This window comes from Pseudomonas sp. FW305-20 (assembly GCF_058788075.1).
Genome location: NZ_JBYTAJ010000029.1, coordinates 47,933 through 73,547 on the forward strand (window position 1 = coordinate 47,933; position 25,615 = coordinate 73,547).

Below are 25,615 nucleotides of genomic sequence, written 5' to 3' on the forward strand. Positions count from 1 at the left end.
ATGGCGCTAGACCGCTTTTGTTTCCTGTTCTCGGCCCTGCTGCTGACGTCAGTTTCAGTACCGGCAGCCTACGCCGATTCGCTTGAAGCCGCGCTGCTCAAAGCAGCACCTGGCGCCAACGCCAAAGTCATCGGGCTGGCCGTACGCGCGACTCAATGCAGCTTGGCCCAAGGTAAAGCGCCTGTCCAAAGACTTGCTGTCATCGACTACTCACTGCCTTCGACCGAACAACGGTTGTGGGTGTTCGATCTGAAGAAACGTAAATTACTGTTCCACGAACTGGTCGCCCACGGTCGCAACAGCGGCGAGAACATGGCGGTCAAGTTCTCCAACCAGAATGAAAGCTTTGCCACCAGCCTGGGTTTGTATCGGACCCAATCGAGCTACGTCGGCCAGAACGGGTATTCCTTGCGCATGGAAGGCCTGGAGCCGGGGTTCAATGACAAAGCGTTCGAGCGAGCGATCGTTATTCACGGGGCGCCCTATGTCAGTCCGATTCTTGCCCGAACCAATGGCCGGATTGGTAGAAGCCTGGGGTGTCCGGCGGTGCGGCCAGCAATTGCGCATAAGTTGATTGATTCAATGAAAGATGGGCAGTTGTTGTTTTCTTACTATCCGGATCAGCGCTGGTTGAAGTCGTCTTCGTATATCAATTGCGGGGGCGGCACCGTGGCCACAACATCAACGCCCGGTACACGCCAATAAATACGGCATGAAACTGTCAAAAATGTAATCTGCGCCTCAGCCTGCTGAAAGGCGCCGCCCATTAGCCTTGTCACCAAGCACTCTCCACGCTGACGGACCAGGAAAACGGCATGCATTCCAACACAACAAGACGCACCTTCGTGAAGGGCCTGGCCGCAGGCGGGCTCCTTGGCGGCCTCGGGTTATGGCGCACACCTGTCTGGGCGGTCACCAGTCCCGGCGAGCCTCAGGTGCTGGCAGGCACCGATTTCGACCTGTTCATCGGCGAAACCCCGGTCAACATCACCGGTAATCCGCGCACCGCGATGACCATCAACGGCGGTATTCCCGGCCCCCTGCTGCGCTGGCGCGAAGGTGACACGGTGACGCTGCGGGTAAAGAACAAACTCAACGCCGACACCTCCATTCACTGGCACGGCATCTTGCTGCCGGCCAACATGGACGGCGTGCCGGGGCTGAGCTTTCACGGCATCGAGCCGAATGGCACGTACGTCTACCAGTTCAAGGTCCGGCAGAATGGCACTTACTGGTACCACAGCCATTCCGGTTTTCAGGAACAGTCCGGCGTTTACGGGCCACTGGTGATCGATGCAAAGGAGCCGGAGCCTTTCCAGTACGACCGCGATTACGTGGTGATGCTGACCGACTGGACCGATGAAGATCCGGTCGGCCTGATGAAGACGCTGAAAAAGCAATCCGATTACTACAACCACAACAAGCCCACCGTGGGTGATTTCATCCACGACGTCAGCGAGAAAGGTTGGGGTTCCACGGTCGCCGATCGAAAAATGTGGGCCGAGATGAAGATGAACCCCACCGACCTGGCCGACGTCAGCGGCGCAACTTACACCTACTTGATGAACGGCCAGGCGCCGAACTCGAACTGGACGGGTGTGTTCCGGCCGGGCGAAAAGCTGCGCCTGCGCTTCATCAATGGCTCCGCCATGACGTATTTCGACGTGCGCATTCCCGGGCTGAAAATGACGGTGGTCGCTGCGGATGGCCTGCACGTCAAACCGGTGAGTGTCGATGAGTTTCGCATTGCGGTGGCAGAGACCTTCGATGTGATTGTCGAGCCCACCGAAGCGGCTTACACCTTGTTCGCCCAGTCGATGGATCGGACTGGCTTTGCACGCGGCACGCTCGCAGCGAAGGCGGGGTTATCCGCGCCGGTACCGCCGCTGGACCCTCGGCCGCTGGTGACCATGGATGACATGGGCATGGGCGGCATGGATCACAGCAGCATGGCGGGCATGGATCACAGCGCCATGGCCATGCCCGGCATGCAGTCCCATCCCGAGACGGAAAAAGACAACCCACTGGTGGACATGCAAGCCATGACCACCGCCCCCAAACTCGACGACCCCGGCCTTGGCCTGCGCAACAACGGGCGGCGTGTCCTGACCTATTCCGACCTGCGCAGCACCTTCGAAGACCCGGACGGTCGCGACCCGAGCCGTACCATCGAGCTGCACCTCACCGGCCACATGGAAAAATTCGCCTGGTCGTTCAACGGAGTGAAGTTCTCCGACGCCGAACCTGTGCGCCTCAAATACGGCGAGCGGGTTCGGGTGGTGCTGGTCAACGATACGATGATGACCCACCCGATCCATCTGCATGGCATGTGGAGCGACCTCGAAGACGAGAACGGCGAATTCATGGTGCGCAAACACACCATCGACATGCCACCCGGTTCCCGACGCAGCTATCGTGTCACCGCCGATGCGCTCGGACGCTGGGCCTATCACTGCCATCTCCTGTACCACATGGAAATGGGCATGTTCCGTGAAGTTCGGGTGGAAGAATGAGGCGCCTATCGATGACCAGACTCACTTCCCTCTCTTTGGCACTCGTGACCGCGAGCCTGACACTCTCTTCGGCGATGGCCGCCACCGACGACATGCAGAACATGGATCACAGCCAGATGCCGGGCATGGACCATAGCCAAATGCAAAGCATGGACGACGGCCAAATGCAGCCCGCCGCACCGACCGAAAGCCGCACGCCGATCCCGGCGCTGACCGATGCCGACCGGGCCGCCGTGTATGCCAGTCCGTCCGGCCACATGGTGCATGACACCGCGCTCAACTATTACTTCCTCGCCGACGAACTCGAATGGCAAGACGCTGACGACGGCAGCACCCTGGCCTGGGACATGTCCGGCTGGATCGGCGGCGACATCGATCGCCTGTGGCTGCGCTCCGAAGGCGAACGCACCAATGGCAAAACCGAAGACGCCGAAATCCAGGCCCTGTGGGGCCACGCCATCTCCCCGTGGTGGGACGTGGTGACCGGCATTCGCCAGGATTTCAAACCTGGCGACCCGCAAACCTGGGCCGCGTTCGGCGTGCAAGGGATGGCGCTGTACAACTTCGAAACCGAGGCCACCGCCTTCATCGGCGAAGGCGGCCAAACCGCTGCACGACTGGAAGGCGACTACGACATCCTGCTGACCAACCGATTGATTCTGCAGCCAACCGCCGAACTCAACTTCTACGGCAAAAACGATCCGCAACGGGGGATCGGTTCCGGGTTATCCAACACCGAAGCCGGCCTGCGGCTGCGCTATGAAATCCGCCGGGAAATCGCGCCCTATATCGGCGTGACCTGGAACCGCACCTACGGCAAAACCGCCGACTACGCCAACGATGAAGGTGAGGACCGCAGCGAAGCACGCCTGGTCCTCGGTGTTCGCCTGTGGTTTTAAACGCATTAACTCAACAACCAAAAAAACAACCGCTTAAAGCGGTAAGAGGCCTTGCATGCGCATGATTAAAACGACCGCTGTTGCCATTGGACTGCTCATGAGCGCGCTCGCTCAAGCGCACCCGAAACTGCTGTCCTCCACCCCGGCCGAAGGCGCGGACGGTGCGACGCCGAGCAAGATCGAACTGCACTTCTCGGAGAACCTCATGACCCAGTTCTCCGGCGCAAAACTGGTCATGACCGAAATGCCTGGCATGGCGCACTCCCCCATGCCGATGAAAGCCAAGGTCTCCGGCGGCAGCGATCCGAAAACCATGGTCATCACCCCGCTTTCGCCATTACCCGTCGGCACCTACAAAGTCGAATGGCGCGCGGTGTCATCGGACACCCACCCGATCACCGGCAACGTCACGTTCAAAGTGAAGTGATTGATGAGCGACTCGGTCAGTATTGCACTGCGCTTTGGGTTGTATGTGGATTTGATGCTGCTGTTTGGCCTGGCGCTGTTTGGGCTCTATAGCCTTAAAGGACAGGAACGGATTTCCGGCGCGGTGTTGCCGTTTCGGTCGATGTTGGTGGGCACGACGGTGCTGGGTGTGCTGTTTTCCATCGCCAGCATGGTGGTGATGGCAAGCGCCATGAGCGGTGAGACGGACTTTGCCGAGTTGCGCCCGCATATCCAAATGATGGTGCTTGAGACGGACGTGGGATTGGCCTGGATCGTGCGCCTCATCGCGCTGGTGGTCGGCGGTTTGGCGGTCGTATTCAACCGGCGAGCACCAGGATCCAGCCTGCTGATCGCGTCTATTGCCAGCGCTAGCGCCCTCGCCAGCCTGGCCTGGAACGGTCATGGAGCGATGGATGAAGGTGACCTTCGTTATTGGCATTTCATCACTGACATCGGGCATCTGCTGGCTTCGGGCGCCTGGTTCGGTGCGCTGGTGGCGCTTGCCTTGATGGCAAAGATCAACGCGCTGCAAACCGAGGAGCGCATCAGATTGCTGGCTCGGGCTGTCCGCCGATTTGAATGGGTAGGCGCGGTGATCGTGGCCGTCATCACGGTCACAGGCGTTGTGAATTACCTGTTCATCGTGGGCCCGACGCTCGACGATCTATTGCTCAGCACCTACGGGATTTTACTGTCGATCAAAATCGCGCTGTTTGCCGGGATGCTGGTGCTCGCCGCGTTGAACCGGTTTCACCTGGGGCCGTTTTTGGAGCGGTCGTTGCGTGACGGTCAGTATCGGGTGGCGGCGAATACATTGCGGCGCAGCGTGGTGGTTGAATTGGCAGCGGCGGTGCTGATAGTGGGGCTGGTGGCGTGGTTGGGGACGTTGAGTCCAGGGATGGAAATGGGCGCGGAGTAACGGAAAGAGGCACCACTTGATATGGATCAATCACGGCCTCTTCCCCGGGACTAAGCTCAAGGTAACCCCTCGGATCGGGTACACACTATGCTCTGGTTCCGCACGCACCTACCGCTGCTGATCCGCCAAGTGCTCGCACTGTGGCTGCCAGCACGCCTGCGCTTCGTTCGCTTCAACAATTAAAACAGTCCTCCGAGCGTCTGGAACTCCGGACGCCCCTTTGGCTTCACCTCTTTAGCGCTGCTCCATTCCCGTACGTCCCTGACTCACTGGAGATTGCCATGCAAATGCACTTCAAAGCACTCGTCGCCGCTCTGCTCATCAGTAGCCCATTGGTTGCCCTCGCTGTCGAGGAACATCACCCAGACACACCGCCAACCGCACCGACCACCGCAGCTACCGCCCCCGCCCCCGCTACCGCGCAAGACAAAGCCATGAGCGAACAGATGGAAAAAATGCAGGCCGCTCACGAAAAAATGATCGCCGCCAAAACCCCGGCCGAACGCCAGGCCGCCATGCAAGAAGGCATGGCCACGATGAAGGACAGCATGGGCATGATGCACAACCATTGCCAAGGCATGGGCATGGGCAAAGGCATGTCCGGCGGCATGGCTCATTCAGACCAGATGATGGACATGATGATGAAAATGATGGATCAGCAGTCGAACATGATGAAAAAGCCGATGAGCAACTAACGCCCTTTAAAAAGCGCTTGACCTTGCCATCGCGGCAAGGTCAACCATCGATCTCATCCATCCCCCCCTGCCACTCACGGTAAAAGAGGTTTACGTAATGAACAGCACTGAACTGCAAGTCGATGGCATGAGTTGCGGGAGTTGCGTCAAACACATCAACGCCGCATTGCAACCACTCGCAGGAGTGGGTGAAGTGACAGTCGATCTGACGGCCGGTCGGGTCAAGGTGACTGGAGATGCCGAGAGCGATGTTCTGTTATCGGCACTGAAAGAGGCCGGGTATCCAGCAAGCGTACTGACATAAGACAAACATGAAGGCGTAAAGAAGAAGTCTGGCTGCGGCGGTTCAAGTTGCTGCTGTCACTGAGTCCGGCCCGGCGAGGATGATGTTGAGCAGAGCAGCAGAAAGTCAGTACTCTCAGCACCCACTCCATCATGGAAGCCGGATAACAATGAACAACCTGAAAAGCACAATGCTGCTCGGTGGCCTGCTCGCTCTATCGTTTGCCGCTCAGGCAGAGCCATCGCATCTGGACAGCGTCATCCAACAGGGCCAACTGCGCGTGTGCACAACAGGCGACTACAAACCCTATACCGTCAAAGCCGAAGACGGCGAATACTCGGGCATCGACATCGCCATGGCCCGCTCGCTGGCCGACAGCCTGGGCGTCAAGGTCGAGTGGGTGCAGACCACCTGGAAAACCCTGATGCCCGACATGCTCGCGGGCAAATGCGACATCGGCGTCGGCGGCATATCGGTCACGCTGGAGCGCCAGAAAAAAGCCTTCTTCAGCACCACGCTGGACGTCGACGGCAAAATCCCGCTGGTGCGCTGCGAAGATCAGGCGCTGTACCAGACCGTCGAGCAAATCAACCAGCCTTCGGTTCGTTTAGTCGAACCGGCCGGCGGCACCAACGAAGCCTTTGTTCACGCCTTCCTGCCCAAGGCGCAATTGCGCCTTCACGACAACGTGACCATCTTCCAGGAACTGCTGGACAAGAAGGCTGACGTAATGATCACCGATGCTTCGGAAGCGCTCTATCAGCAGAAACTCAAACCTGGTTTGTGCGCGGTGAACCCGAAGCAATTCATGCAATACGGCGAAAAGGCTTACTTGCTGCCACGTGATGACATGACCTGGAAGCTGTACGTCGATCAGTGGCTACACCTGGCCAAAGTCACGGGCAACTACCAAAAAATTCTGGGCCAGTGGATAGCAACACCCGAACCCAAATAACCGCCACCTACTCGATCCATGTAGCAGCCGGCGAAGCCTGCGTCCGGCTGCGCAGCAGTCGCCAACTCAGCACTCACCATGTCTCAGGCAAACCACGCAACGGCAAAAACACTTCGGCCGTTGCGTCCGCCCTTAGTCGTGCAGCACCCCCACTGTACTCAATGAAGCTGCTACCGATCGCGCTCCCGCCTAAGTTCAACATGTTGGGGTCGAGGCAGTGATTGCAGGTGCGAATCACGAAGAGAAGGAAGGGCCGGCCGTACGGATGTTTCAGGAGATGATCTGGAAGCGGCTGCAGCGATCCGCGAAATAGAACTCTAGAAGAAAGATCTAAGTCCCCAGCAACTCACCGCCCAACTGGGGTTGAGAACAAATAGGTGCAAGGCCGCTGCATTTATGAGGTGCGGCCTGACCCCTAAGGAAATTCTGTAGGTGAAAACAGAGCCAACGGGAGTCAGGTACGATTGATTCTTTTACCTGATTGTCGCTCGCTACATTTTGCTGTTTCTAGGGTCGTCCGCCGGGTTGAGGTAGGTGATCCCCCAAGGCCCCGTGCCGTGGAGTTGGAGCACGGTTTCCTGCTCTCGACTGGCGCCGTACATCGGCATGCCGACGGGAATGATCAGGGTATCACCCGGTTGATAGGCCTTGGCCCGTGCCGAATCGAATGTGTCTCCGGTGGCGAAGTAGAAAATGCCTGAGATAACGGTTACGCGTTCGGTCACGGGATGGGTATGCACGCCGATTTTCGTATTTGCCGGCAGCTTCAAGCGCAGAGTGAAAGGCTCGGCGGCTTTCAAGTCACCTTCAATCACTGCAATCATCGCACCGGGCCCCACCGACGGCGCGGCTGTCCACTTGAGTTCGGATGGGGTGGAGGCAATCAAACCCGCTCCCTCGGCCAGGGCGGCAGATGTGAAGAAGGCTGCGCTGAGCAAGGCCAGCGAAACAGCGACAGCTTTGTGGGAGTTCATCATGGTTTCCTCGTGTTTGGGAGCTGTGGGTGTATCGCAGCAGAGGCAAATAAATATAGCTTCAACGCACAGGAGCAGAGCCTGCGCAATCAAGTCATATACGATGACGGTAGCCGAATGTTGAAGCGTGGATATACCCATTATGAACAGCGCTATAACGCACAGGTATGGACTGTGGCCTCCTACAGCAGGCGCTGTGCTGTTCGCTGTCAGGTCAGCCATTGGCGGTGCCAAGGATGACGGCCGCAGATCAGCAGTAGCAAGACTCACCAACGCTCCGCCAGCCCAATCCTGATAAACTCCCCACCTTCCAGCCTCACCGATCCAGATTCCTAATGTCCATAACCAACGCAACACCCGCCCCGCTCTCCCGCCGCTTCAGCGTTGCGCCCATGATGGATTGGACTGATAGGCATTGCCGTTTTTTCCTACGCCTACTCTCCAAGCACGCCCTCCTCTACACAGAAATGGTCACCACCGGCGCGCTCCTAAACGGCGATCACGACCGCTTCCTGCGTCACAACGAAGCCGAACACCCGCTCGCGCTGCAACTCGGCGGCAGCGTCCCGCTGGACCTGGCGATGTGCGCGCGCATGGCGCAGGAGCACGGTTACGACGAGGTGAATCTGAATGTCGGCTGCCCGAGTGATCGGGTGCAGAACAATATGATTGGTGCGTGCCTGATGGGGCATCCGCAGTTGGTGGCGGATTGTGTGAAGGCAATGCGTGATGCGGTGTCGATTCCTGTGACGGTGAAGCACCGCATCGGGATTAATGGGCGGGACAGTTACGAGGAGTTGTGTGATTTCGTCGGTACGGTTCGGGATGCCGGGTGCACGAGTTTTACGGTGCATGCGCGGATTGCGATTCTGGAGGGGTTGTCGCCGAAGGAGAATCGCGACATTCCACCTCTGCGTTATGACGTGGCGGCGCGGTTGAAGACGGATTTTCCGGAGTTGGAGATTATTCTCAACGGCGGGATCAAGACGCTGGAAGCCTGTCACGAGCATTTGCAGACGTTCGACGGCGTGATGTTGGGCCGTGAGGCTTATCACAACCCTTATGTGATGGCTGAGGTGGATCAGCAACTGTTCGGCAGCACGGCGCCGGTGATCAGCCGGGCGGAGACGCTGGCGCAGTTGCGGCCTTATATAGCCGCGCACATTGATGCGGGCGGCTCGATGCACCACATCACTCGGCATGTGCTGGGGCTGGGTACCGGGTTTCCCGGGGCGCGCAAGTTTCGGCAGTTGTTGTCGGTGGATATTCACAAGGCTAAAGAGCCTTTAGTGTTGCTGGATCAGGCGGCGGAGTTGCTTGAAGGGCGTTAACGGTCGCTTGGGTTGAACCTGTGGTCTGATTTGGCATCGTATTTACCGATACCGCGCCCCGCCATTCAAACAGCCGTTTTCCGGTTGTTGCCGCTGGGGCCCTCGATACGTACACGCACCCTTGAGTGGCTGTCAGCGCTCGGGTAATGTCATTAGACCCATAGGACAGAGCACGCCCATGACTTCCAAGCTGGAACAACTCAAACAAATGACCACCGTGGTTGCCGACACCGGCGACTTCGAAGCTATCGCTCGCGTTAAACCCGTGGACGCTACCACCAACCCTTCCCTGCTGCTCAAAGCGGCGGCCATTCCCGGTTATGCCGAGTTGCTGAACGCTTGCGTCAGCGACTGCAAGAGCGATGTGGGCCTGGCCAGCGACCGTTTTGGCGTTGCGGTAGGGCAAGAAATTCTGAAAGTGATCCCCGGCCGTATTTCCACCGAAGTGGATGCGCGCCTGTCGTTCGACACTGACGCCGTATTGAAGCGTGCGCACCGTCTGATCGACTTGTACGACAAGGCCGGCATTGGCCGTGACCGCGTGCTGATCAAGATCGCTTCCACCTGGGAAGGTATCCGCGCTGCCGAGATTCTGGAAAAAGAAGGCATTCAGACCAACCTGACGTTGCTGTTTTCGTTTGCTCAGGCTGCGGCGTGTGCTGACGCCGGGGTGTTCCTGATTTCGCCGTTCGTGGGTCGCATCTACGACTGGTACAAGAAGGCCAACGGCAACGACTACACCGGCGCGGATGATCCGGGCGTGCAGTCGGTGACGCGCATCTACAACTACTACAAGGCCAATGACTACAAGACTGTGGTCATGGGTGCGAGCTTCCGTAACCTGAATCAGATCGAGCAGCTGGCCGGTTGCGACCGTCTGACCATCAGCCCGGATCTGATTGATAAGCTGGCGGCGGACACTGGCAAGCTGGAACGCAAATTGGCGCTGGGTCATGCTGGTGAAGCGCGTTTGAGCTTGAATGAAGCGCAGTTCCGTTGGTTGTCCAACGAGGACGCGATGGCGACCGAGAAACTGGCGGAAGGTATTCGTCAGTTCGCTCGGGATCAGGAAAAGCTTGAGGCGTTGCTGCAAGCCAAGCTGTGATCCAGTAAGAAAACGCAAAAAGGGCGAACCTTTACGGGTTCGCCCTTTTTTATATGTCGATTTTGGGGCTGCTTCGCAACCCAGCGGGAGCAAGCTCCCTCGCCACAGGTATGCGGTGAATCAGTGACGCTCGAGGGCGTTCACCAGATCATGGAACGCTTCACGATTGGAGTCGTTCAGGCCCATGAGGATCTTGTGCGCTTCGAGCACTTTGATCCGTACCACTTCTTCGGACTGATCCTGGTCTGGCAGGTCGGTCAGGCACTCAGGGCACGGGATCGGGCGGTCAACAATGTTGAACACTTGCTCGAAGCCCATGGACTGCAGCAGACGGGTGATGTCTTCGTGGGTGGTGACGACGGTCGGCAGCAAGCCGACCTTTTGCCGCGACAGGATCGACAGCTTGGCCAGCAGGCCCAACGTCGTGCTGTCGATGCTGCGGGTTTCGGTCAGGTCGATCACGATTGTGTTGAAGTTCAACGCCGTGAAGATCCGCTCGATAGTCGCATCCAACGCCGAACACAGGGTCAGGCGAACTTCACCGACGAACTTCAGGACGAAGGTGCCATCCTGCTCGGCGAACTGGATTCTACCGGTACTCATTAAAGATTCCTGCTCAACACCAACAGGGCGATATCATCCGGCATCTCCCCTAGCGTGGCCAATCCAAAAACCTGCCGCAGACCATCCAGGCTGCCGCCCGCTGCCTTGACCCGCTGGGGCAAAGCCGCCTCTTTTTCTTTGAGTGTAGGTTCTGGCAAAAGGTCCAGAATGCCATCGGACATCAGCGTCAGGCTGAACGTCGGCGGCAGTTCCAGTACGTGATCTTCGTAGGTGGCTTCATTGAAGAGGCCCACCGGCAGACCACGCCCTTCCAGGTAACGAACACTGTCTGGCGTGTACAACACAGGCAACGGTAAATGACCACCGATGCTATAGGTCAACAAACCTGTCTCCTCGTCGATGACTCCACCGACCATTGTGACGTGTTTACCCAGCTTACAACTGATCAGGCCTCGGTTGATATGACCAAGGACCTCTGAAGGCTTGAATTCCGGCAAGGTACCGCTGCGCTTGGATTCGAACAACAAGCGCGTGGTCATGAACTTCAGCAGCACGGTAACGAAGGCTGAAGAGGCGCCATGACCGGAAACGTCCGCCAGGTAGAACGCTACCCGACGCTCGTCGACCCGAAAGTAGTCGACGAAATCACCCGACAGGTACAGCGACGGGATGATCTGGTGAGCAAACTGGAACTCGTCGATGGTCCAGGGGCTGACCGGCAGCATGTTCATCTGCACCTGGCGACCGGCGTTCTGGTCTTCCTGGAGCAGGTTCAGGCTGGCGGCGAGTTCGCGGTTGGCCTTTTCCAGCTTCTCGCGGTAGCGCTGGTTTTCCAGCAGCAGGCGCGCACGATCCAGGGCCCGGCGCACAGAGTGCTCGAGCACAGCCAGATCTTCGAGAGGCTTGATCAGGTAATCCGCCGCGCCCAGGCGCAGGGCCTCGACCGCGTCGTTCATCACGCCGGCGCCCGAAACCACGATCACCGGGGTTTGTGGTGACAGCTCGGTGACCTGGCGAATGAGTTCGAGCCCGCCCATCTGTGGCATGCGCAAATCGCAGATGACCAAGTCGGGCTTGTCTTGCTCGAATACCTGAAGACCCTGCTGGCCATTGCTGGCCTGCAAGACGCTGAAACCACTGTCTTCCAAATAGGCGGCGAGGCTCGCGCGCACTACTTCGTCATCATCGATTATCAGCAGCGTGGCACTGGTTTTTGGCATGTGGGCAAACGGCGCCAGAATTAGGTTGGCGTAGCAGGCAGGGGCTTTGTCCCGGCTCATACTACTGGATTCGCTTTCTAGCCTCTCTAGCGCACTGTTTTCGAGCATTTGCCCTACACACAGGTACACCAGAGGTGCCCTTCTAAGGCGCAGACGGTACTCCCATCCGCGGGTCGTTTCAAGCTCACGCCGATGGTCGCTTGACGTCTTTCAATTTCAAATCACCGGGAGTTATAAGAACCGGCAAAACCGTAACGTAATGGAAGGTTCAAACCATCGCTGAAACTGGCCAAAAAGCCAAACGAAAGAAGGCGGCCTACTGGCCGCCTTCTTCACGTTTTACCGGTCGAGATCAAAAATCGTCTTCAACCTGGCCGTCCTTTACTTTGAATTCGCGGTTCTGCAAGTACGCATTACGGATGAATATGTATTTGTCGCCGCTGATCAGCTTCTCGCTCGACAGCAGGCTGGCGCGGGTGTCAACGATGTTCAGGCCGAAGATGGAGTTACGCACAGGCACGTCGTGGATGTAAGGGTACGGGCCGGTGTAGCCGTCGACATACTTGGATGGCGCGTCACGCAAGGTGCTAGGGCCCAGAAACGGCAGCATCACGTACGGGCCGCTGCCTACGCCCCAGTAGCCAAGGGTCTGACCGAAGTCTTCGTCATTGCGTTGAAGGCCCATCTTGGTGCCGACGTCGATAAAGCCCAACAGGCCAAACGTAGTGTTGAAGATCAAGCGCGCGGTGTCGACGCCAGCGGCGGCCGGTTTGGCCTGCAAGATATCGTTGGCAAGGTTGGTGACATCGCCGACGTTGCGGAACATATTGTGGATGCCGTCCTCAAGAAATTGCGGCGTCACGAACTGATAGCCCTGGGCCAAAGGCTTCAGCGCATAGGTGTCGAGCACATCGTTGAACTTGTAGATCGGGCGGTTGATGCTTTCCCAAGGGTCGTCTTCCGAGGCTGCCTGGGCAACGACCGGAACCAGCAATACGCTGGCAAACACACAAAGCTGAGCTAGATGATTGCTCCAGCGCATAGAAAAACTCCTTGGATTGTACTGACGCGTGGGCTTGGCCCAAGCGTAAAGCTGGCTAGTATAAGACGGAAAAGCCGCTTAAGGCAGCACCGTGCGAGTCAGCCTGCGGATCATTCGTGATGATTGTGAGCGATTCACATCAGTGTCACTCAACTGTCACCGTCGCCCCCTAGCCTTGAGGCTATTTCAGGGACGTTGATATGCCCCATGCCGAAACCTTGCCCCACATTGCGCCCAGCCTGACCGCCGTCCTGTTTGGCCTCAGTGGTTGCCTGGTGGATTTCGGTGCCCGCACACGCGCACAGGGAATCCCCTCTTCCATCTATGCCGAGGCCACGCCCGGCGCCCTGGATAGCTTGCGCAGCTTGCAGCATCAGCAGATTCCCTGTGCCTGGCTCGATGACCTCCCCGCTGCCCTCAGCCACTCCCTGGCCTCTGCCTTGCCTTCATGGATCAAACCCTCGCAACACCCCGAAACAAACAATCCATGGCCGGCACCGCACGCCTGCTGGCAAGCCCTGATGACGTTGAATGTTGAACGACTGGAAGGTTGCGTGCTGGTCAGCGGCGAACCACGATTGCTGCAAGCGGGGCTCAACGCTGGATTGTGGACGATTGGGCTGGCGTCCTGCGGCTCACTCTGCGGCCTGGCGCCCAACGAATGGCAGGCGCTGACGCAGCAGGAACGTGAATTCAAACGCGGCAAGGCAACAGTGCAACTGTTCGGTCTGGGCGTGCATTCGGTGATCGATCACCTTGGTGAACTCGATACCTGCCTGGCCGACATCAGCCTGCGCCGGCTCAAGGGCGAAAAGCCCTGATCGAGATCATGCAGGTTACGCGCGAGTGGATTAATCTAAAGATCAAGCCATAGACCTTTGGCGTGCTGCTGCGGTCTATGCCAGTGCCTATCGATAAAAGGAAGAACGCCATGCCTGCCCGCGAACTGCAACAACAGCTCAATACTCTGCGCGAGCAATTGGAACAGAATCCACCGCTGACCGAAGCCGAGCGCGACGACCTGCACGCGCTGATGCAACAGATCGAACTGGAACTGGAGCTCGAAACCAAAACCCAGGACTCCAGCCTTGCCGACAATGTGAACCTGGCCGTCGAGCGCTTTGAAATCGAACACCCGACCCTTGCTGGCACCTTGCGCAATATCGTGCAAGCCCTGGCTAACATGGGGATCTGAACCCGCCGAATACAAAAAGCCCCGCTAGTGATAGCGGGGCTTTTTAGTTTCTGCGATTTGCAATGCAATCCCTTGTGGGAGCGAGCCTGCTCGCGATGGCTGAGTGTCAGTTAACATCAATGTTGAATGTGCTGGACTCATCGCGAGCAGGCTCGCTCCCACCGTAGATCTTTATTGGCGGACCAGCCGGTGGTTCGGCAGTTGAACGGTTTCAGTACTGCGATACGGGTTGATGTCCAACCCACCGCGTCGCACATAGCGCGCATACACCGTCAATTTTTCTGGTTTCAACAACCGCTGCAGGTCGAGAAAGATCCGCTCCACGCACTGCTCATGAAAGTCCGAGTGCTGACGGAAGCTCACGATGTATTCCAGCAAACTCGCGTGATCCAGCGCCGCGCCACGGTATTCCACCGCCACACTGCCCCAGTCCGGCTGGCTGGTGACCGGGCAGTTGGATTTGAGCAAATGGCTGTGCACGCTCTCCTCCACGATGCGCGATTCATCGCAACGCAGCAGTTCCGGACGCGGATGCTCATAGTTGCTGACGCTGATATCCAGATCATCAATGCACACGCCCGGCAACGCCACGACGCCTTCGGCCTCGACGTCCTTCAGGCTGCGAATCCGCACGCCCACCGGTTTACCGGCAGCAGCCGACAGGTCTTTGATCAATGTCGCTTCAAGGCTCGCGGTGTCGGCAAACGGTGTCTGGTTCAAGGAGTTGAGGTACAGCTTGAACGACTTCGATTCGATGATATTCGGCGAATCCGCCGGGATACTGAACTCGCCAATCGCCACCACTGGCTTGCCGGACGGCAACAGCCACGACAGTTCGAAGCAGTTCCAGAAATCCACGCCCTTGTACGGCAGGGTTTCAGCCGTCAGGCCCAGCTCGGCCCATTTCGCGGTGCGCGGGATCGGAAACAGCAAGGACGGCGTGTAGGTGGCGATGTATTCGCTGGATTTGCCCAGCGGCGAGTGTTCGGCTGCGGGATGCATGGCGGAAACCTGACTGAAGAATCAGCGGATTCTACCAGCCTTTGCTCCCGCCTTTGAGTGCTTACTGACTGACAGTCACCTTGCCGACCATGCCGGCCTGGTAATGACCGGGGATGTTGCAGGCGAATTCCAGGTTGGTGGCCTTGGTGAAGGTCCAGGTCAACTCAGCGGTTTTGCCCGGCTCGACGAGCACACTGTTGGGGTCGTCGTGTTTCATTCCATGCTCCATACCGGCCATACCGGCCATGGCGCCGTGGTCCATTTCCTTCATGCCTGCAGGCATGAGCATGCCGCTCTGCTGCATCTTCATCATTTCCTTTTGATGTTTGGCATGCATTGCCGCGTTACCGAGGTTGAATTCATGCAACAACTGACCTTTATTCACCAACACGAAACGAACCGTCTCACCGGCCTTGATATCAATCGCCTTGGGGGTGAACGACATGTCGCCCATGATGAACTCTACGCTGCGAGTCGCCTTGGTCGCCGAGGCCGGATGGCCGAAGTCGTAGGTATGCGCCGGGGCAGCCCACGCCGGCGAGCTCAGCGCCAGCAGACACGCGACGCACAGCAGTGATTTGCGCAAAAACATAGTCGTACTCCAACAAGTTAAGGTTCAGCCTGTGGAAAACTCTAAACTGCTACGACTGCCCGCAACCTGACAGGCAAATTACAACTTTGTCAGGTTGACCTGCATTAACGCCGCCCACGGTATAAAGCGTTCGTTCCATTTGCCTCGAGTCGCCCATGAAACTGCTGATCGTCGAAGACCAACCAAAAACTGGCCACTACTTGCGCCAAGGCCTGACCGAGGCCGGTTTCAATACTGAACTGGTGGCGGACGGCAGCACCGGCCAGCAACTGGCGCTGACCGGCGATTACGCGCTGTTGATTCTTGATGTGATGCTGCCCGGCCGCGATGGTTGGCAGATCCTGCAAGCGGTGCGCGGTGCCGGCCTCGACACGCCGGTACTGTTTCTGACAGCGCGCGACGCGGTGGAGGACAGGGTCTACGGCCTCGAACTGGGCGCCGACGACTACCTGGTCAAACCGTTCGCCTTCTCCGAACTGCTGGCCCGGGTCCGCAGCCTGTTGCGCCGTGGCAACGCCACAGCTCAGGAAACCAGCCTGCAACTGGCGGACTTGCGCCTTGACCTGATCCGCCGTCGGGTCGAACGCAATGGTCAGCGCATCGACCTGACGGCCAAGGAGTTCGCCCTGCTGGAAATGCTTCTGCGCAGGCAAGGCGAAGTCCTGCCCAAGTCGTTGATCGCTTCCCAGGTATGGGACATGAACTTCGACAGTGACACCAACGTCATCGAAGTGGCGATCCGTCGTTTGCGCCTGAAGATCGACGATGATTTCCCCAACAAGTTGATTCACACCGTGCGCGGCATGGGTTACGTCCTTGAAGAGCGTCCCGCCTGATGCGTCGACTTTCGTTAAGCAGTCGCCTGGCGCTACTGTTTGCGGCGTGCACCGCCGTGGTGTCGCTGTTCGCCGGGGTGTTGTTCAGCCGGGCCAGTGAAGCGCATTTCGTTGAACTCGACCAACAGTTGCTGAACGGCAAGTTGATTGGGCTGCGTCGGGCACTTCATGACATTCAGTCGAGTGAAAGCGAAGTCAAACTGGCCGATGAATTGAGCCGACAGGCTGATCTGTCGCTGCGGATCACCGGCAGCGACGGCAAGCGCTGGTATGACAGTTCGACGCACCTACCCCAGGAACTACCGACCCAGGCGGGCTTGTCCACGGTGAGCAGCGAAGGCACCGACTACCGCGTCCTCAACGCTCCGTTGTACCTCGACAAACCTGACTCACCGCAGTTGACCTTGCTGCTGGACATCACTCATCACCAGCACTTTCTGCAGCGCATGCAACACCTGATCTGGTTGACAGTCGGCTTGTCGGCACTGGCCACCGCCCTGCTCGGGGCCTGGGCTGCGCGCAGTGGGTTGCGGCCGTTGCGGCGCATGAGTGCGGTTGCCAGCGGCGTTTCAGCGCAGTCGCTCAATGCACGCCTGCCTGAAGAAAACATGCCACCAGAACTCGCGGAAATGGCCCACAACTTCAACGCCATGTTCGGACGCCTCGACGACTCTTTTCAGCGGCTCTCGGCCTTCTCCGCCGACATCGCCCATGAATTGCGCACACCGTTGTCGAATCTGTTGACCCACACCCAGGTCACCCTCACCCGCCCACGCCCCATTGAAGATTACCGCGAAGCACTGCACAGCAATCTCGAAGAACTGCAATGGATGGCGCAACTGGTCAACGACATGTTGTACCTGGCCAAGGCTGACCACGGGTTGTTGATGCCCAGGCGCGAACCGCTGGAGCTGGCGGAAGAAGCGGATCTGTTGCTGGAGTTTTTTGCGCCGTTGGCGGAGGACGCTCAAGTCAGGTTGAGTCGTGAAGGCAATGCGCGCATGGAAGGTGATCGCAGCATGTTGCGGCGGGCGCTCTCCAATTTGCTGGACAATGCGTTGCGGTTTACGCCGGTCGAAGGCGAGGTTCGGGTGCGGATTGTTGATCAGCCAAAGGGATTGCGACTGACGGTCGAGAACAGCGGCGACGGAATTGATCGGGCGTTGCTGCCGCGAGTGTTTGATCGGTTCTACCGGGCTGATCCGGCGCGCCAGGAAGGCAGTAGTGAGCATGCGGGATTGGGGTTGGCGATCACTCAGTCGATCATCCGCGCCCATGGCGGGCAGATTCATTGCGAATCGGATAACGGGTGGACGCGGTTTGTGATTGAGTTGCCCAGGGGGGATTGAGGCCAGCAGGGCCGGCCCCTTCGCGAGCAAGCCCGCTCCCACAGTGACCGAGTTAAATCACAATGGTGTGAACGACTCGAAACCCTGTGGGAGCGGGCTTGCTCGCGATAGCGATCTACAGGCTTACGAATACCGCAACGCAGTAGCCGGTTCGACTTTCGCCGCACGCCATGCCGGGTAAACGGTGGCGAGGAAGCTCAGAATGAACCCGGCGGAGCAGATCAACAGCACATCCGCACCCTGCAATTCGGACGGCAGGTTACTGACGAAGTACACGTCGGAACTGAAGATGTGCTGCCCGCTGACCCGCTCCATCCAGCCCACCAGTTCACTGACGTTCAGGGCCGCGATCACGCCAAGCACACCACCGATCAACGTACCGACGACCCCGATCACGGTGCCCTGCACCATGAAGATCGCCATGATCTGTCGCGGCGTGGCGCCGATGGTGCGCAGGATCGCGATGTCCGCGCCCTTGTCGTTCACCACCATGATCAGGGTTGCGATGATGTTGAACGCTGCCACGGCGACGATCATCAGCAACAGCAAGCCGATCATGGTTTTTTCCATCTTCATCGCACTGAACAGACTGCCCTGGGTGTGAGTCCAGTCATCAGCCTTGTAAGCGCTGCCCAGTCCGCCAGCAATATCGCTGGAAACCTTCGGCGCATCGTACAAATCCTTTACCGCCAGGCGCACGCTCTGGACCTGATTGGGCGCCCAGTGCTGCATCTGCGCCGCATCGGCCACGTGGATCAGTGCCATCGAACCGTCCAGTTCGGCGCCAACCTTGAACACGCCGACCACGTTCAACCGCTGCATGCGCGGGGTGATGCCGCCCGGTGCAGTGCTGATTTCCGGCACGATCAGGGTGATCTTGTCGCCAACGTTCAAGCGGAAGCGGCGCGCCGTGATCTCGCCGATCACCACGCCGAACTCACCCGGCTTCAAGGCATCGAGACGCCCCTGGACAATGTGCTGGGCAACGATCGACACCTTGCCTTCGAGCGCCGGATCAACGCCGCTGACCTGGATCGGCTGCATCGTCCCCTTATAGGACAGCATGCCTTCCATCTCGGTGAACGGCACGGCGGCCGTCACTTCCGGGTTCTTCATGGCCGCCGCAGCGACGGGTTGCCAATCGTCGATCGGATTGACGCCGACGATCGTCGCGTGAGGCACCATGCCGAGGATGCGCGAGCTCATTTCGCGCTGGAAGCCGTTCATCACCGACAGCACCACGATCATCGCCAGCACGCCCAGGGCGAGACCGATCATCGAGGTCATCGAGATGAAGGAAACAAAGCGATTGCGGCGCTTGGCGCGGGTATAGCGCGCGCCGATAAAGATCGATAACGGTCTGAACATTCGCTGGGGCACCGTATAAAAATAAGAGACCCGGCGTACTTTTCAGTCACGCCGGGTTTCGGCCAGTCAGATGGGCGTCAGGTAACCTTCCTGCAGATGCAGGACGCGATCCATCTGGCGAGCCAGGTTCATGTCGTGAGTCACCACCAGGAACGCCGTGCGCATCGAGGTGCTAAGTTCCAGCATCAAATCCTGAATGCCCTGGGCGGTGTGGGAATCGAGGTTGCCGGTCGGCTCGTCGAGCATCACCAGGCCTGGCTTGTTCACCAGGGCGCGGGCGATGGCCACACGCTGACGTTCGCCACCGGACAACTCGGCCGGTTTGTGTTCCAGGCGATGGCCCAGCCCTACCCGCTCCAGCAATGCCGTCGCACGCTGACGCGCTTCAGGAATAGCCGTCTTGCCGATCAGCAGCGGCATGCAGACGTTTTCCAGCGCGGTGAACTCAGGCAGCAAGTGGTGGAACTGGTAAACGAAACCCAGCGACCGATTGCGCAGCAAACCGCGAGACTTTTCGTTCAGCGCCGACAGCTCTTCACCGGCCAGCCAGACGCTGCCCTTGGTCGGTGTATCGAGGCCGCCGAGCAGGTTGAGCAAGGTACTTTTGCCCGACCCCGACGTACCGACAATCGCCACGCGCTCACCCGGATGCAGCTCCAGTTGCAGACCGGCCAGAACCTCTACCGACTCAGGGCCTTCCTCGTAGGATTTGCCCAGGTTGCGGCAGCTCAAGATTGCTTTATCACTCATGCCCGACTCACTCATAACGTAGCGCCTCCGCAGGCTGGGTGCGCGCGGCACGCCAGGCTGGATACAGGGTGGCGAGGAAACTCAGGACCAACGCGGCGGCGCAGACCATCAACACATCCTGGCTCTGCACTTGCGACGGCAGGTAATCGATGAAGTACACGTCGGCGTTGAGGAATTTGTGCCCGATCAGCCCTTCGAGGGCCGAGATCGCGGCGCTGACGTTCAGCGCGGCGAAGATCCCGACCACAGCGCCGATCAGCGTACCAATCACGCCAATGACCGTGCCCTGGACCATGAAGATCGCCATGATCTGCCCCGGCGTGGAACCCAGGGTGCGCAGAATCGCGATGTCGCCCTTCTTGTCGTTCACCACCATCACCAGCGTGGAGATGATGTTGAAGGCCGCGACCGCAACGATCAGCAGCAACAGCAAACCGATCATGGCTTTTTCCATGCGGATCGCCTGGTACAGATTGCCGTGGGTGCGCGTCCAGTCGCGGGCATAGAAATGATCTTCGCCGAGCTGCTGGGCGATGGTCCACGCCACGCGTGGCGCCTGGAACAGATCGTCGAACTTCAGGCGGATGCCCTGGACCTGATCCGGTTTCCAGCGGTGCAGCTTGGACAGATCCTGCAGATTGGTGATGCCCAGGTAGCCATCCAGCTCACCGGCGCCGACATGGAAGATGCCGACCACGGTAAAGCGCTTCATGCGCGGGAACATCCCGGCCGGGGTCACGGTGACTTCCGGCGCCACGAATGTCAGCTTGTCGCCGATCGCCGCACCCAACTTGGCCGCGGCCTTGTCACCGATGACGATGCCGAAACTGCCCGGCGCCAGGTCATCGAGTTTGCCCTGCTGCATGAAGTTATCAATGATCGAGACCTGCCGTTCCAGCGCAGGGTCGATGGCATTGAGCAGGACTTTGGACACCTTGCCGTTATTGGTCAGCAACCCCTGCATCTGGGTAAACGGCGCCACGGCCGTCACCTGCGGGTTCTGCTTGACCTTGGCGGCCAGGCTTTGCCAATCGCTGATCGGCTCACCGGACTCGATGGTCGCGTGGGGCACCATGCCCAGCACGCGGGTGCGCATCTCATGATCGAAGCCGTTCATGACCGACAGCACCACGATCATCACGACCACGCCGAGGGCGAGTCCGATCATCGAGGTCAGGGAAATGAATGACACAAAATGATTGCGACGCTTTGCACGGGTATAACGCGTGCCAATAAATACGAAGAGAGGTCTGAACATGTCGGGGCTTGTTCGGAGGGAAAAGGAACGTCCTTGTGGCGGGGGTCGATAACCAGCTTTACACTCAGACCACCGCCGCTACCATGGGTTCGCCATGTCGACATTAGATGAAGAAGATCGCCGCGAATACTACCGTATCGAGGACACGATCGCACTGGAAATTCGGCCCCTGTCCGCTCCCGAAGCCGCAGGCCAGGAAGTGTTGCAGGATGCTTCCCCTCTGTTCAACTTGCTCAGCGAACTGCACCTGAGCGAATTCGAGTCACAGCACCTGTTGCGTCAGATCAGTGAGCGCGACCGGAATCTCGCGGCGTTCCTGAAATCCCAGAATAAACGCATCGATTTGCTGAGCCAGGTGATCGCCATCACCGTGCTCGGGCAGATCGGCGAACCGCAGCCGGTGATCATTTCCGAAGGCGGGATCGACTTTCAACATCCGACCCCCATTGCCGAGGGCGCGCACCTGTCGATCAAACTGGTGCTGATGCCGCAAGCCCTCGGGCTTTTGTTGCGGGCTCGCGTCACCCATTGCGATCGCAAAGGCGACGGCTATGACGTCGGCACCGAGTTCGAATACCCGAGCGATGCCCAGCGCCAATTGCTGGCCCGCTACATTTTGCAGAAGCAGGCCCAGGAACGACGTCTGGCCCGCGAACAAAACGAATCAGGCATTTAATTTAAGGAAGAACCGTGACCCTCATCTACGGCCATCGCGGCGCCAAGGGCGAAGCACCGGAAAATACGCTGACCAGTTTTCAGCAATGCCTCAAGCACGGCGTGCGCCGTTGCGAACTGGACCTGCACCTGTCCATGGACGGCGAGTTGATGGTCATCCACGACCCGACACTCAAGCGCACCACCGACCGTCGCGGCAAAGTCGTCGAACACACAGCGGCCGAGTTGGTGACCTACGACGCGCGCACTGGCGGCCCGGGCTGGATCAAACCGTGCCCGATTCCAACACTGGAAGAACTGTTCGAGAAATGCGACTTCGAGCACTGGCAACTGGAGGTCAAAAGCGCGTCACGCACCCGCGCCGCGACTACCGTACTGGCGATTCGCGAAATGGCTCAGCGTTTCGGCTTGCTCGACAAGGTCACGATCACCTCGAGTTCGCGGGAAGTATTGAAAGCTGCGCTGGACCTGGTGCCGGATGTGTCCCGCGGATTGGTGGCCGAGTACGCCTGGCTCGATCCGTTGAAGGTCGCGCAAAGCTATGGCTGCGAGATTCTGGCGCTGAACTGGACCCTGTGTACGCCGGAACGCCTGCAGAAGGCGCAGCGCCAAGGGCTGCATGTGTCGGTATGGACAGTCAACGAGCCCGCGCTAATGCGCAGACTCGCCGACTTCGGCGTTGACAGCCTGATTACAGACTTTCCCGGTTTGGCCATCGCCACGCTCGAGAATTGCTGAAATCGGTCTCCCCGGCCGGCTCAGGCCACCGGCCGGAGCCGCTCAAAAAAGCCGGTTGAGGCCATCGTACGCCGCTACCCGATAGGCTTCGGCCATGGTCGGGTAGTTGAACGTCGTGTTGACGAAGTACTTCAGCGTGTTCTGTTCGCCCGGCTGGTTCATGATCGCCTGACCGATGTGAACGATCTCCGACGCCTGATAACCGAAGCAGTGAACGCCCAGCACTTCCAGGGTATCGCGGTGGAACAGGATCTTCAGCATGCCTTGCGGTTCGCCGGCAATCTGCGCACGCGCCATGCCCTTGAAGAACGCCTTGCCCACTTCATACGGCACCTTGGCCTGAGTCAGCTCCTGCTCGTTCTTGCCGATCGAGCTGATCTCCGGAATGGTGTAGATGCCGGTCGGCACGTCGTTGACGAAGCGCCAGCTTTGATTATCAACGATGCTGCCAGCGGCCGAACGACCCTGGTCGTGAGCAGCACTGGCCAGGCTCGGCCAACCAATCACGTCGCCGGCGCCGTAGATGTTCGGCTTGCAGGTACGGTAGGCCTCGTCCACTTCGATCTGGCCACGGCTGTTGACCTTCACGCCGATGTTTTCCAGACCCAACTGATCAGTGTTGCCGGTACGGCCGTTGCACCAGAGCAAGGCGTCGGCCTTGATTTTCTTGCCGGACTTGAGGTGCAGGATCACGCCGTTGTCCACGCCTTCGACGCGGTCGTAGTCTTCGTTGTGGCGAACCGTGATGTTGTTGTTGCTGAAGTGATAGCTCAGGGCCTGGGAAATTTCCGAGTCGAGGAAGCTCAGCAACTGACCGCGGTTGTCCACCAGTTCAACCAGTACACCCAGTCCGCTGAAGATCGACGCGTACTCGCAACCGATCACGCCGGCGCCGTAAACAATGAGTTTGCGCGGGGTGTGGCCGAGGCTGAGGATGGTGTCGCTATCGTAGATACGCGGGTGGTGGAAATCGATGTCCGCCGGACGATAAGGGCGCGAGCCGGTGGCGATGATGATGTGCTTGGCCACCAGCTTTTCGACCACGCCGTTGGCGCAGACCACTTCGATGGTTTGCTCGTCGGCGAAGCTGCCGGTGCCGAAGAACACGTCGACGCGGTTACGGGCGTAGTAGCCGGTGCGCGAGGCGACTTGTTTGGAGATGACTTTTTCAGCGCTTTTCAACACGTCCGGGAACGAGAACCAGCGTGGCTCACCAATGGCCCGGAACATCGGGTTGGTGTTGAACTGCATGATCTGCCGGACCGAGTGACGCAGTGCCTTGGACGGGATGGTGCCCAGGTGGGTGCAGTTGCCGCCGACCTGGCGACGGCTATCGACCATCGCCACCTTGCGCCCTGCTTTGGCGGCGTTCATTGCCGCGCCTTCTCCCGCCGGGCCGGAACCCAGCACCACCACGTCGTAGTTGTAGACAGCCATGCATACTCCTCAGAACAGGCCGCGGCGCCCTCGGCACCTGCGGCTAAATCACGCCGATCTGTGGCGTGAAGGAACAATTTGGGGCCAGTGCAGAACCCGGACACAGTCTATATAAGCGTCAACGCCGCGCACATTAACCCTTGGTCGCGTCGTAGGCTAGTTTTGCCTGCACTACAACGCCAGTCTTTGCTGCTTGAATCGCCGTGATCACTCGGTTATGCCGCCACTCAGGCGCTCAAAGGCCTGCGTGGTTCGTGTGACGAATCCTGTATCGGCACGAATCACAAAGAATGCACCGATGTCATGCGTTTCGGCATAGTCCCAACCCCTTTCGGGCCCCAGAATCAGCAACAGCGTCGATAAGCCATCGGCCATCAACGCTGAAGGATGAATCACCGTGACTGACGCCAGGGTGTGTAGGACCGGCGCCCCGGTGCGGGCATCGAAGGTGTGGGAATAACGCCGACCGTCCCGCTCGAAATAGTTGCGGTAATCGCCGGAAGTGGAAACGCCGTAGCCGTCTACGGCGATGATGCGCTCGGCCACTCGCTGGTCGTCGCGGGGTTCTTCCAGGGCGACGCGCCACGGCGATCCGTCGAGTTTTTTGCCCGCCGCCTTGAGCTCACCCGTGGCTTCGGCGAGGTAGTTGTGGATGCCCATTGCTTCGAGTTTTGCGGCAATTGCATCGACCGCGTAACCGGCGGCAATGCTGTTGAAGTCGACCTCTACCGCGGCGTCCTTGCACAGCTGATCGCCGTCGATGCGCAGGTGTGCGTGACCGACGCGCTGCCTGACTTCGGCGAGCACTTCGGCAGTCGGGATTTTTTCCTCACGGCCCTGCGGGCCAAATCCCCAGAGATTGAGCAGCGGTTCCACGGTCAGGTCGTAGGAGCCTTCGCTTTGCGAAGACAGTTGCTCGCCCACACGGATCAATTCGAGCACCGGGCCAGGCATGACCTGACAGCGGCCGGCCGGCAGTGCGTTGAAGCGTTCGATAACCGAGTCGCTGCGATAGGTCGAGAATTGTCGATCCACTTCAGCGAGGATATTTTCTACTTCAGCCTGCACCGTTTTCAGCCCGGGCGTGGAGGAATGCCTTACGTATTGAATGGAATAACGACTGCCCATGGTCGGGCCGTCGAAGCGTTCCAGGCTGTCGCCGTTGCCACAACCGGACAAAACACCGGCCAGCATCACAACCCCAGTCCACCGTCCAGTTAACAAATCTTCATCCCCCCCTCAAAACCGCGCCCGCCATTATGGGCTTCAGAGCGCACGAGAGCGAGGTCTGCCAGCGCCTGCCAGTCAAACGCAAAACCTGTGGGAGCTGAGTTGCGGACAGCGTAGGCCGCTGTGGTTGGCGGCGCCTGATCGATCACTCTCGTCGACAAGATCGTTCCCACGCTCTGCGTGGGAATGCCTCAATGGACGCTCCGCGTCCGCTTCGGCAGGGACGCGGAGCGTCCCG

Annotated in this window: 26 protein-coding genes and 1 pseudogene; 16 read left to right on the top strand and 11 right to left on the bottom strand. The window is 58.9% G+C overall.

Translation table 11 applies throughout. From position 1 onward, the window contains the following. The 8 genes and pseudogenes from AC3WP4_RS21850 to AC3WP4_RS21885 all read left to right on the top strand — a co-directional run bounded on the left by AC3WP4_RS21850 (nucleotide 1) and on the right by AC3WP4_RS21885 (nucleotide 6,711). On the top strand, nucleotides 1–705 hold the full coding sequence (locus tag AC3WP4_RS21850) for a murein L,D-transpeptidase catalytic domain family protein (RefSeq protein WP_102615236.1): 705 nt from the start codon (nucleotides 1–3) through the stop codon (nucleotides 703–705). Nucleotides 706–815: 110 nt separating this feature from the next. Further along, nucleotides 816–2,513, top strand: a complete 1,698-nt coding sequence (locus tag AC3WP4_RS21855) for a copper resistance system multicopper oxidase (protein ID WP_102615237.1) — start codon at nucleotides 816–818, stop codon at nucleotides 2,511–2,513. Nucleotides 2,514–2,524: 11 nt separating this feature from the next. Then, nucleotides 2,525–3,412 (top strand): copper resistance protein B, encoded by an 888-nt coding sequence (locus AC3WP4_RS21860; RefSeq protein WP_102615238.1) that lies wholly within the window; start codon nucleotides 2,525–2,527, stop codon nucleotides 3,410–3,412. Nucleotides 3,413–3,467: 55 nt separating this feature from the next. Then, nucleotides 3,468–3,839: a copper homeostasis periplasmic binding protein CopC gene (copC, locus tag AC3WP4_RS21865; RefSeq protein WP_076030400.1), complete on the top strand. Its 372-nt coding sequence runs from the start codon at nucleotides 3,468–3,470 to the stop codon at nucleotides 3,837–3,839. 3 nt (nucleotides 3,840–3,842) lie between these two features. Next, entirely contained in the window at nucleotides 3,843–4,778 is a 936-nt protein-coding gene (gene copD / locus AC3WP4_RS21870; RefSeq protein WP_102615239.1) for a copper homeostasis membrane protein CopD, read from the top strand. Nucleotides 4,779–5,059: 281 nt separating this feature from the next. Further along, nucleotides 5,060–5,473, top strand: a complete 414-nt coding sequence (locus AC3WP4_RS21875) for a hypothetical protein (RefSeq protein WP_102615240.1) — start codon at nucleotides 5,060–5,062, stop codon at nucleotides 5,471–5,473. A gap of 97 nt (nucleotides 5,474–5,570) precedes the next feature. After that, nucleotides 5,571–5,774, top strand: a pseudogene (locus AC3WP4_RS21880) (heavy-metal-associated domain-containing protein); the annotation flags it as partial. A gap of 151 nt (nucleotides 5,775–5,925) precedes the next feature. Next, entirely contained in the window at nucleotides 5,926–6,711 is a 786-nt protein-coding gene (locus tag AC3WP4_RS21885) for a transporter substrate-binding domain-containing protein (protein ID WP_102615242.1), read from the top strand. A gap of 491 nt (nucleotides 6,712–7,202) precedes the next feature. Here the strand turns inward: AC3WP4_RS21885 and AC3WP4_RS21890 are convergent, their stop codons facing one another. Beyond that, nucleotides 7,203–7,685, bottom strand: a complete 483-nt coding sequence (locus tag AC3WP4_RS21890) for a cupin domain-containing protein (RefSeq protein WP_074875173.1) — start codon at nucleotides 7,683–7,685, stop codon at nucleotides 7,203–7,205. Between the two features lie 335 nt (nucleotides 7,686–8,020). Between AC3WP4_RS21890 and dusA the strand changes: the two genes are divergently transcribed. Beyond that, nucleotides 8,021–9,016, top strand: coding sequence for a tRNA dihydrouridine(20/20a) synthase DusA (dusA, locus tag AC3WP4_RS21895; RefSeq protein ID WP_102615243.1), 996 nt, complete (start codon nucleotides 8,021–8,023; stop codon nucleotides 9,014–9,016). Nucleotides 9,017–9,194: 178 nt separating this feature from the next. Beyond that, a complete protein-coding gene (gene tal / locus AC3WP4_RS21900; protein WP_102615244.1) occupies nucleotides 9,195–10,121 on the top strand; it encodes a transaldolase in 927 nt (308 codons plus the stop codon). A gap of 120 nt (nucleotides 10,122–10,241) precedes the next feature. On the opposite strand, the gene rssC is transcribed toward tal, so the two are convergent. The 3 genes from rssC to AC3WP4_RS21915 form a co-directional block, all read right to left on the bottom strand. Further along, entirely contained in the window at nucleotides 10,242–10,724 is a 483-nt protein-coding gene (gene rssC / locus AC3WP4_RS21905; RefSeq protein WP_074875167.1) for an anti-sigma factor antagonist RssC, read from the bottom strand. Then, nucleotides 10,724–11,905 (bottom strand): two-component system response regulator RssB, encoded by a 1,182-nt coding sequence (gene rssB, locus AC3WP4_RS21910; RefSeq protein WP_010456296.1) that lies wholly within the window; start codon nucleotides 11,903–11,905, stop codon nucleotides 10,724–10,726. Before rssB ends, rssC begins: the two co-directional genes overlap by 1 nt. A gap of 352 nt (nucleotides 11,906–12,257) precedes the next feature. After that, nucleotides 12,258–12,947, bottom strand: a complete 690-nt coding sequence (locus AC3WP4_RS21915; RefSeq protein WP_074875165.1) for an MlaA family lipoprotein — start codon at nucleotides 12,945–12,947, stop codon at nucleotides 12,258–12,260. A gap of 200 nt (nucleotides 12,948–13,147) precedes the next feature. Here AC3WP4_RS21915 and pcrP point away from each other — a divergent pair, with 200 nt between their 5' ends. Then, a complete protein-coding gene (gene pcrP / locus AC3WP4_RS21920) occupies nucleotides 13,148–13,768 on the top strand; it encodes an HAD superfamily inactivated hydrolase PcrP (protein WP_102615245.1) in 621 nt (206 codons plus the stop codon). A 110-nt stretch (nucleotides 13,769–13,878) separates the two neighbouring features. Continuing rightward, nucleotides 13,879–14,142, top strand: a complete 264-nt coding sequence (locus tag AC3WP4_RS21925; protein ID WP_074875161.1) for a DUF4404 family protein — start codon at nucleotides 13,879–13,881, stop codon at nucleotides 14,140–14,142. 171 nt (nucleotides 14,143–14,313) lie between these two features. Here the strand turns inward: AC3WP4_RS21925 and queF are convergent, their stop codons facing one another. After that, complete coding sequence (queF, locus tag AC3WP4_RS21930) at nucleotides 14,314–15,144, bottom strand: NADPH-dependent 7-cyano-7-deazaguanine reductase QueF (RefSeq protein WP_076030391.1); 831 nt, start codon at nucleotides 15,142–15,144, stop codon at nucleotides 14,314–14,316. 61 nt (nucleotides 15,145–15,205) lie between these two features. Further along, on the bottom strand, nucleotides 15,206–15,736 hold the full coding sequence (gene copI, locus AC3WP4_RS21935; protein WP_102615246.1) for a copper-resistant cuproprotein CopI: 531 nt from the start codon (nucleotides 15,734–15,736) through the stop codon (nucleotides 15,206–15,208). A gap of 155 nt (nucleotides 15,737–15,891) precedes the next feature. On the opposite strand from copI, the gene AC3WP4_RS21940 reads away from it, so the two are divergent. Both AC3WP4_RS21940 and AC3WP4_RS21945 read left to right on the top strand, forming a co-directional pair. Further along, nucleotides 15,892–16,572 (top strand): heavy metal response regulator transcription factor, encoded by a 681-nt coding sequence (locus AC3WP4_RS21940; RefSeq protein ID WP_074875155.1) that lies wholly within the window; start codon nucleotides 15,892–15,894, stop codon nucleotides 16,570–16,572. After that, nucleotides 16,572–17,921, top strand: a complete 1,350-nt coding sequence (locus tag AC3WP4_RS21945) for a heavy metal sensor histidine kinase (RefSeq protein WP_102615247.1) — start codon at nucleotides 16,572–16,574, stop codon at nucleotides 17,919–17,921. The genes AC3WP4_RS21940 and AC3WP4_RS21945 overlap by 1 nt, the downstream gene beginning before the upstream one ends. A gap of 123 nt (nucleotides 17,922–18,044) precedes the next feature. Here the strand turns inward: AC3WP4_RS21945 and AC3WP4_RS21950 are convergent, their stop codons facing one another. The 3 genes from AC3WP4_RS21950 to AC3WP4_RS21960 form a co-directional block, all read right to left on the bottom strand. Further along, the gene (locus AC3WP4_RS21950) at nucleotides 18,045–19,289 is read right to left on the bottom strand and encodes a lipoprotein-releasing ABC transporter permease subunit (RefSeq protein ID WP_074875150.1); all 1,245 of its coding nucleotides are present in this window, start codon (nucleotides 19,287–19,289) and stop codon (nucleotides 18,045–18,047) included. A 66-nt stretch (nucleotides 19,290–19,355) separates the two neighbouring features. Next, the gene (gene lolD / locus AC3WP4_RS21955) at nucleotides 19,356–20,039 is read right to left on the bottom strand and encodes a lipoprotein-releasing ABC transporter ATP-binding protein LolD (RefSeq protein WP_162842853.1); all 684 of its coding nucleotides are present in this window, start codon (nucleotides 20,037–20,039) and stop codon (nucleotides 19,356–19,358) included. Between the two features lie 7 nt (nucleotides 20,040–20,046). Beyond that, entirely contained in the window at nucleotides 20,047–21,297 is a 1,251-nt protein-coding gene (locus tag AC3WP4_RS21960; RefSeq protein ID WP_102615248.1) for a lipoprotein-releasing ABC transporter permease subunit, read from the bottom strand. A gap of 94 nt (nucleotides 21,298–21,391) precedes the next feature. On the opposite strand from AC3WP4_RS21960, the gene AC3WP4_RS21965 reads away from it, so the two are divergent. Further along, the gene (locus AC3WP4_RS21965; RefSeq protein WP_074875144.1) at nucleotides 21,392–21,973 is read left to right on the top strand and encodes a PilZ domain-containing protein; all 582 of its coding nucleotides are present in this window, start codon (nucleotides 21,392–21,394) and stop codon (nucleotides 21,971–21,973) included. 14 nt (nucleotides 21,974–21,987) lie between these two features. Continuing rightward, nucleotides 21,988–22,710, top strand: coding sequence for a glycerophosphodiester phosphodiesterase (locus AC3WP4_RS21970; RefSeq protein WP_102615249.1), 723 nt, complete (start codon nucleotides 21,988–21,990; stop codon nucleotides 22,708–22,710). A gap of 42 nt (nucleotides 22,711–22,752) precedes the next feature. Here AC3WP4_RS21970 and sthA read toward each other — a convergent pair whose 3' ends face one another. Both sthA and AC3WP4_RS21980 read right to left on the bottom strand, forming a co-directional pair. Then, the gene (gene sthA / locus AC3WP4_RS21975) at nucleotides 22,753–24,147 is read right to left on the bottom strand and encodes a Si-specific NAD(P)(+) transhydrogenase (protein ID WP_074875140.1); all 1,395 of its coding nucleotides are present in this window, start codon (nucleotides 24,145–24,147) and stop codon (nucleotides 22,753–22,755) included. A 207-nt stretch (nucleotides 24,148–24,354) separates the two neighbouring features. Continuing rightward, nucleotides 24,355–25,341, bottom strand: a complete 987-nt coding sequence (locus tag AC3WP4_RS21980; protein ID WP_102615250.1) for an FAD:protein FMN transferase — start codon at nucleotides 25,339–25,341, stop codon at nucleotides 24,355–24,357. Between the last annotated feature and the right edge of the window lie 274 nt (nucleotides 25,342–25,615).

What these genes read in the sequence shown, in the direction of transcription:
- AC3WP4_RS21850 (WP_102615236.1), top strand. Translation starts at nt 1, where the DNA reads ATGGCGCTAGACCGCTTTTGTTTCCTGTTCTCGGCCCTGCTGCTGACG.
- AC3WP4_RS21855 (WP_102615237.1), top strand. Translation starts at nt 816, where the DNA reads ATGCATTCCAACACAACAAGACGCACCTTCGTGAAGGGCCTGGCCGCA.
- AC3WP4_RS21860 (WP_102615238.1), top strand. Translation starts at nt 2,525, where the DNA reads ATGACCAGACTCACTTCCCTCTCTTTGGCACTCGTGACCGCGAGCCTG.
- copC (WP_076030400.1), top strand. Translation starts at nt 3,468, where the DNA reads ATGCGCATGATTAAAACGACCGCTGTTGCCATTGGACTGCTCATGAGC.
- copD (WP_102615239.1), top strand. Translation starts at nt 3,843, where the DNA reads ATGAGCGACTCGGTCAGTATTGCACTGCGCTTTGGGTTGTATGTGGAT.
- AC3WP4_RS21875 (WP_102615240.1), top strand. Translation starts at nt 5,060, where the DNA reads ATGCAAATGCACTTCAAAGCACTCGTCGCCGCTCTGCTCATCAGTAGC.
- AC3WP4_RS21885 (WP_102615242.1), top strand. Translation starts at nt 5,926, where the DNA reads ATGAACAACCTGAAAAGCACAATGCTGCTCGGTGGCCTGCTCGCTCTA.
- AC3WP4_RS21890 (WP_074875173.1), bottom strand. Translation starts at nt 7,685, where the DNA reads ATGAACTCCCACAAAGCTGTCGCTGTTTCGCTGGCCTTGCTCAGCGCA.
- dusA (WP_102615243.1), top strand. Translation starts at nt 8,021, where the DNA reads ATGTCCATAACCAACGCAACACCCGCCCCGCTCTCCCGCCGCTTCAGC.
- tal (WP_102615244.1), top strand. Translation starts at nt 9,195, where the DNA reads ATGACTTCCAAGCTGGAACAACTCAAACAAATGACCACCGTGGTTGCC.
- rssC (WP_074875167.1), bottom strand. Translation starts at nt 10,724, where the DNA reads ATGAGTACCGGTAGAATCCAGTTCGCCGAGCAGGATGGCACCTTCGTC.
- rssB (WP_010456296.1), bottom strand. Translation starts at nt 11,905, where the DNA reads ATGCCAAAAACCAGTGCCACGCTGCTGATAATCGATGATGACGAAGTA.
- AC3WP4_RS21915 (WP_074875165.1), bottom strand. Translation starts at nt 12,947, where the DNA reads ATGCGCTGGAGCAATCATCTAGCTCAGCTTTGTGTGTTTGCCAGCGTA.
- pcrP (WP_102615245.1), top strand. Translation starts at nt 13,148, where the DNA reads ATGCCCCATGCCGAAACCTTGCCCCACATTGCGCCCAGCCTGACCGCC.
- AC3WP4_RS21925 (WP_074875161.1), top strand. Translation starts at nt 13,879, where the DNA reads ATGCCTGCCCGCGAACTGCAACAACAGCTCAATACTCTGCGCGAGCAA.
- queF (WP_076030391.1), bottom strand. Translation starts at nt 15,144, where the DNA reads ATGCATCCCGCAGCCGAACACTCGCCGCTGGGCAAATCCAGCGAATAC.
- copI (WP_102615246.1), bottom strand. Translation starts at nt 15,736, where the DNA reads ATGTTTTTGCGCAAATCACTGCTGTGCGTCGCGTGTCTGCTGGCGCTG.
- AC3WP4_RS21940 (WP_074875155.1), top strand. Translation starts at nt 15,892, where the DNA reads ATGAAACTGCTGATCGTCGAAGACCAACCAAAAACTGGCCACTACTTG.
- AC3WP4_RS21945 (WP_102615247.1), top strand. Translation starts at nt 16,572, where the DNA reads ATGCGTCGACTTTCGTTAAGCAGTCGCCTGGCGCTACTGTTTGCGGCG.
- AC3WP4_RS21950 (WP_074875150.1), bottom strand. Translation starts at nt 19,289, where the DNA reads ATGTTCAGACCGTTATCGATCTTTATCGGCGCGCGCTATACCCGCGCC.
- lolD (WP_162842853.1), bottom strand. Translation starts at nt 20,039, where the DNA reads ATGAGTGATAAAGCAATCTTGAGCTGCCGCAACCTGGGCAAATCCTAC.
- AC3WP4_RS21960 (WP_102615248.1), bottom strand. Translation starts at nt 21,297, where the DNA reads ATGTTCAGACCTCTCTTCGTATTTATTGGCACGCGTTATACCCGTGCA.
- AC3WP4_RS21965 (WP_074875144.1), top strand. Translation starts at nt 21,392, where the DNA reads ATGTCGACATTAGATGAAGAAGATCGCCGCGAATACTACCGTATCGAG.
- sthA (WP_074875140.1), bottom strand. Translation starts at nt 24,147, where the DNA reads ATGGCTGTCTACAACTACGACGTGGTGGTGCTGGGTTCCGGCCCGGCG.
- AC3WP4_RS21980 (WP_102615250.1), bottom strand. Translation starts at nt 25,341, where the DNA reads ATGCTGGCCGGTGTTTTGTCCGGTTGTGGCAACGGCGACAGCCTGGAA.